5 protein-coding genes are annotated in these 4,201 nt (G+C 34.7%); 3 read left to right on the plus strand and 2 right to left on the minus strand.

The window, feature by feature from the left end:
* Positions 1 to 100: 100 nt before the first annotated feature.
* The 3 genes from AB3N00_RS30800 to AB3N00_RS30810 are packed head-to-tail and all read left to right on the plus strand — an operon-like array spanning position 101 to position 2,816.
* Positions 101 to 1,165 carry a tyrosine-type recombinase/integrase gene (locus AB3N00_RS30800; RefSeq protein ID WP_413037823.1) on the plus strand — a complete coding sequence of 355 codons (1,065 nt, stop codon included), beginning with the start codon at positions 101 to 103 and terminating at the stop codon, positions 1,163 to 1,165.
* The gene (locus AB3N00_RS30805; RefSeq protein WP_413037824.1) at positions 1,165 to 1,467 is read left to right on the plus strand and encodes a helix-turn-helix domain-containing protein; all 303 of its coding nucleotides are present in this window, start codon (positions 1,165 to 1,167) and stop codon (positions 1,465 to 1,467) included. The genes AB3N00_RS30800 and AB3N00_RS30805 overlap by 1 nt, the downstream gene beginning before the upstream one ends.
* A gap of 14 nt (positions 1,468 to 1,481) precedes the next feature.
* Complete coding sequence (locus tag AB3N00_RS30810) at positions 1,482 to 2,816, plus strand: hypothetical protein (RefSeq protein ID WP_413037825.1); 1,335 nt, start codon at positions 1,482 to 1,484, stop codon at positions 2,814 to 2,816.
* Positions 2,817 to 2,999: 183 nt separating this feature from the next.
* Here the strand turns inward: AB3N00_RS30810 and AB3N00_RS30815 are convergent, their stop codons facing one another.
* Positions 3,000 to 3,248: a hypothetical protein gene (locus tag AB3N00_RS30815; RefSeq protein ID WP_413037826.1), complete on the minus strand. Its 249-nt coding sequence runs from the start codon at positions 3,246 to 3,248 to the stop codon at positions 3,000 to 3,002.
* 237 nt (positions 3,249 to 3,485) lie between these two features.
* Entirely contained in the window at positions 3,486 to 3,935 is a 450-nt protein-coding gene (locus tag AB3N00_RS30820; protein ID WP_413037827.1) for an AraC family transcriptional regulator, read from the minus strand.
* Positions 3,936 to 4,201: the final 266 nt, after the last annotated feature.

The raw sequence follows: 4,201 nt of genomic DNA on the forward strand, positions 1-4,201 counted from the left end.
AGCCACCGGGAATATATAATGTTTATCTCCTAAAATAAATGTGATATATTAGATGCTGTCTAAATATTTTAAATATCATCTAAGGAATTGATATCATAATATGAAGAGTACACTAACCCTTATAAATAATTTAGAGCCTAGCATTAGTACATACGAAGACTCCATTGATTTTCAAGAAAAACTACTGGCTTCTTGGGAACGACAGCAAAAAATTGTTGGCTACACTGATGCTACAATTGCATTGAATTTATCTAAAGTATTAGACTTTCTAAAAGAAAGCGACCATTTTATATGGGAAATAACAGTTTTAGATGTAGATAAGTTCTATGAAAGGCTTGTGGGAAAGGGATTAGCTTATTCCACTAGACGTAAATATCAGTCAAGCCTATCATCCTTTTTAGATTTTATTCGATCACGGTATGGGCAAGAAATATGGCAGAGATATAGAGTTTCAGTGCCTATTGTATTGGATCGCTTTAACCGTCACATACATCTTCAGGGAGATATAGAGGGGAAAGTATATCCTCCTAATTCTGAAGTTCTCGAAAGATTTTGGGACGGAATGAAGCAAAAAATTAAACATGCACGGAAATATTATACTGTTGCGAGAGACTATACTTTTTTCCGAGCAATTGAATTGTCTGGAATGAGATTATTTGAAGCAACCATGTTGGACGTATCAGATTGCCGATTTGATCTGGGTGAAAGTGGAAAATTATATATTCGTTATGGTAAAGGTGCTAAAGGCTCAGGATATAAACGCAGATGGATACCTATGTTAGATGGACTTGATAAACTTCTTAAATGGTATATCACTAAAATTCGCCCTAAATTTAGTGATAATGATGAGGGACCATTATTTATGAATGAATCCGGGCAGCGTATACAAAAGAATACAATTAGAAGTAATTTACGAAGAAGACAAGAAGAATTAGGTTTTAAAGATCACGAATTATTCAGTCCACATCAATTGCGTCATTCATTTGCAACTCGTTTGACTGAGGCAGGTGTCGATTTATTAACACTTAAAACATTATTAGGTCACGTTGATATAACAACAACTCTCACTTATTCAAACCCAGGTTCAAATTATCTGGAAAAGAGAATTACCATGGCGCAAGAAAAGTGGAAAAAAATGCTGTTGGAAGATGGAGGGGACACCTAATGGCTCTAGAATGGCGTTTAAGACAGGTTATGGCTGAAAGAGGGATATGGACCGGAGCAGAATTAATACGACTGATGAATGAAAAAGCTGGCTATAGTTTGACAGCTCCTTCTATTAGTTTATTACTCGCTAACGCCCCAAAACAAGTAAAAGCCGAAACAATGGATGCTTTATGTACAGCATTAGCTTGTACTCCAAGTGATCTATGGAGACACAAAGCTACATATGCAAGTGGCAGAGAAGTAAAGGCCTCCGACATTGTAATTTCAAAAGTGGCCAATGATCGGTTACCACCAATTTAATATGAGGTTCCTATATGAGCAAATCATGTGAAGACTGCAAAAGGATACTAACTAAAAATGAAATCATAGAATCACGAAAAAAATGCATTTCTTGTCGCCAATCTAACCAAATAAAGCGACTCCTTTCTCCTGAAAAGTTATCAGGGGTATTGAGTAAGCAATGGTCAATAAAATTATTGTTGCGTTACAATATATTTCTTGAAATTCGAAAACTAAGTCCGATCACGAAACGACGCAATATATTAAGTGTAATTAGGGTGCTAACTTTAGCTGAAAAACATTTTCTTATTCCCGGCGATATTACTTTGGAATGGCTTAATAGTGCGCCGGAAATAGCAAAAGATATTGTTATAGTAAAGGCTAGCTTATTTCCTTTTCTTGTAGAAGAAAAAATACTCTCGTCTTTTTCAAAAGGGAATTCCGGGTTAGAAAAGATCACAAAATTAATCCACAGAATTCCAAACTCTTTTAGAAGATTGATACAGTTATATTTTGAAGAAATGTTATCTTTACGAGAGAAACAGATTAAAATGGGTGCTTTAAAACCTTTAAAATTAAATTCCATACTCTCTGATATTCAAAGTTTTAACCGTCTGATAAATTGGATTCAACTTAATACTAATGAGGTAACTTCTTGGGATATGCTACAGGAAAGACATGTTCAAGACTACTTATTATCATTAAGTCTTTCGGTACGACAGCTAGCCATTAAAAACCTATTGGTATTGTTTAACTTAGCTAGGAAGAAAAGCATTATTACTCACACCCCTTTAATAGATACCCCCATCCGTGAGCTTCCTCCAAGTACACAGGCATTGTCCTTTGAGGAACTTCAGAGAATAGCGAGGATTATCGAAGAAAGCTTGGTATCAAAGACTCTAGAGGCCTTACTAAGCAGTTTATGTTTTTATCATGGATTATCACCCAGCCAAATATCAAAAATCAAACTTATAGATGTAGATCTCGATTCAAAAAAGTTAAATGTATCAGCCCGTCCTCCAGTTTTTTTGTCAAAAGAGGAATACCAGGCATTACGAAAGTATCTTGATGAAAGATCAAATATAAAATCTGAAGAACTAAGAACATATTTAATTATAAGAAACATTGGAGTAAGGGGTTTATATGAAGACAAGCCCGTAAGTCCTGGTTTTATTACTCGATTAGTTAAATCATTAACAGAGCACACTCCAAGAAGCTTAAGGATGAATTGTTTTTATACTTTTGCAGCAAGTTATGGGCCGCAAATTCTAATCGAAGCGTTTGGACTTTCAATTACTAACGCTAAAAGATTCGGAAAGTTTGAGGATTACTTGTTGGAGGAAGAAATAAAAACTCAGAAGGTGCTCTGATTTGTATCTCTGAACAGCTTTTCAATTAATAAACAGCGGCGAACCAAGACTTGATAAATAATGTCTTAGTTGCCGCTGTTGTCGTTCAACTAATGTTTCCCGTTAGCTTAATGCGAATACATACTTAGATAACTAATACAGGTTCCTGTCGGCAATCGACACAAGAACTATTTAGGATAATCATTAAAAGAATATACTTACAATCCCCAAACTGTTCAAAATAAAGCCTACAACTATAATTATTATTTCTCTCTGTCTCATTTGTTTGGTTTCTTTTAAACTGAGGACTCCAAGTAATATACCTGCTACACTAAGAATTGCTCCATATCCTACAAGAACTATCCCGATAATGGATATAATTCCTATTAACAATGAGCCTAACGCTATTTTATTTGTATGTCTTTTGTCTGAAATCTTATGAGTTTCTAGCAAAACGGTATCTCTCTCCTCGAGCAATTATATTTTTATCTAGTTTAAACACAAATATTGTCGGAAGGTCGACTGCCTTCTTGTCATGAGTTATCGTTTCTCGTTAGTTTAAAGTTTCAATCCAGCAGTTAATCATCAAATTGAAGAGCAAACACTAAAGCTCACTCCGTTTATCTTAACGATTCCCCCGAGAGATCTTGTCCTTTTGCAACTGACGTGACGATTGTTGAGGAAATTCTATTACGTTATAGGAACCAATATTTCGCACAAATGGTTATCAATCATTTTTGAGGTGTATCTTTCTACAATCGGCTCTTTCCTTATTGATAGATTGTTTTTTTCTATCTCAGAAAAAACACTACCCCAAAATTCACTGACTGCCTCTTTTGTATGGTCAAGCATGAAAACAGCGTATTTACCACCAGGAAACTTACCAACTTGAGCTGGTTTCGCCACATTAAAGTCTTTATCTATAACAACACAAACATCATAACGACACTCCTCTTTAAGAGTAACTTGAGGGTTATCCTGTGGTACACCTAAAATTGTAGAATTATCAAAAAGACCATTTAACTGTGCCCACTTTTTAAAGTTCTCCATTAATTCCTTGTTTTGCTTTTCACCATACTCTCCAACGCTACGGAAATATGCAATCCTTGATTCAGGTATTTCTTCAATAGTTATTTTCATAATTTAATTCTCCTTTTTTAGAAAGGGTAATGCCATTTAAAATGTTTTTCAAGCACTCTTTTAAAAGGAGTGTTTATGTAGGTGTTCCTTCACAATCTGGAATCGATCGTTGAAAACATTTCAACGTCGATTTTCAACTATCCTGCCCGTTAGCTTAATGAAGTTTTGACGGACTAATACTTTATTTTTAAAACATTATCTAATCATGTTATATATTTAATGTTAAACATCGCACAACTGAACATTATCATTTCCATCCGAACTCA

This window comes from Paenibacillus xylanilyticus (genome assembly GCF_047246825.1).
GTDB classification, from domain to species: Bacteria; Bacillota; Bacilli; order Paenibacillales; family Paenibacillaceae; genus Paenibacillus; species Paenibacillus xylanilyticus_B.

Coding starts and splice junctions, on each gene's coding strand:
- AB3N00_RS30800 (WP_413037823.1), top strand. CDS start 101: ATGAAGAGTACACTAACCCTTATAAATAATTTAGAGCCTAGCATTAGT.
- AB3N00_RS30805 (WP_413037824.1), top strand. CDS start 1,165: ATGGCTCTAGAATGGCGTTTAAGACAGGTTATGGCTGAAAGAGGGATA.
- AB3N00_RS30810 (WP_413037825.1), top strand. CDS start 1,482: ATGAGCAAATCATGTGAAGACTGCAAAAGGATACTAACTAAAAATGAA.
- AB3N00_RS30820 (WP_413037827.1), bottom strand. CDS start 3,935: ATGAAAATAACTATTGAAGAAATACCTGAATCAAGGATTGCATATTTC.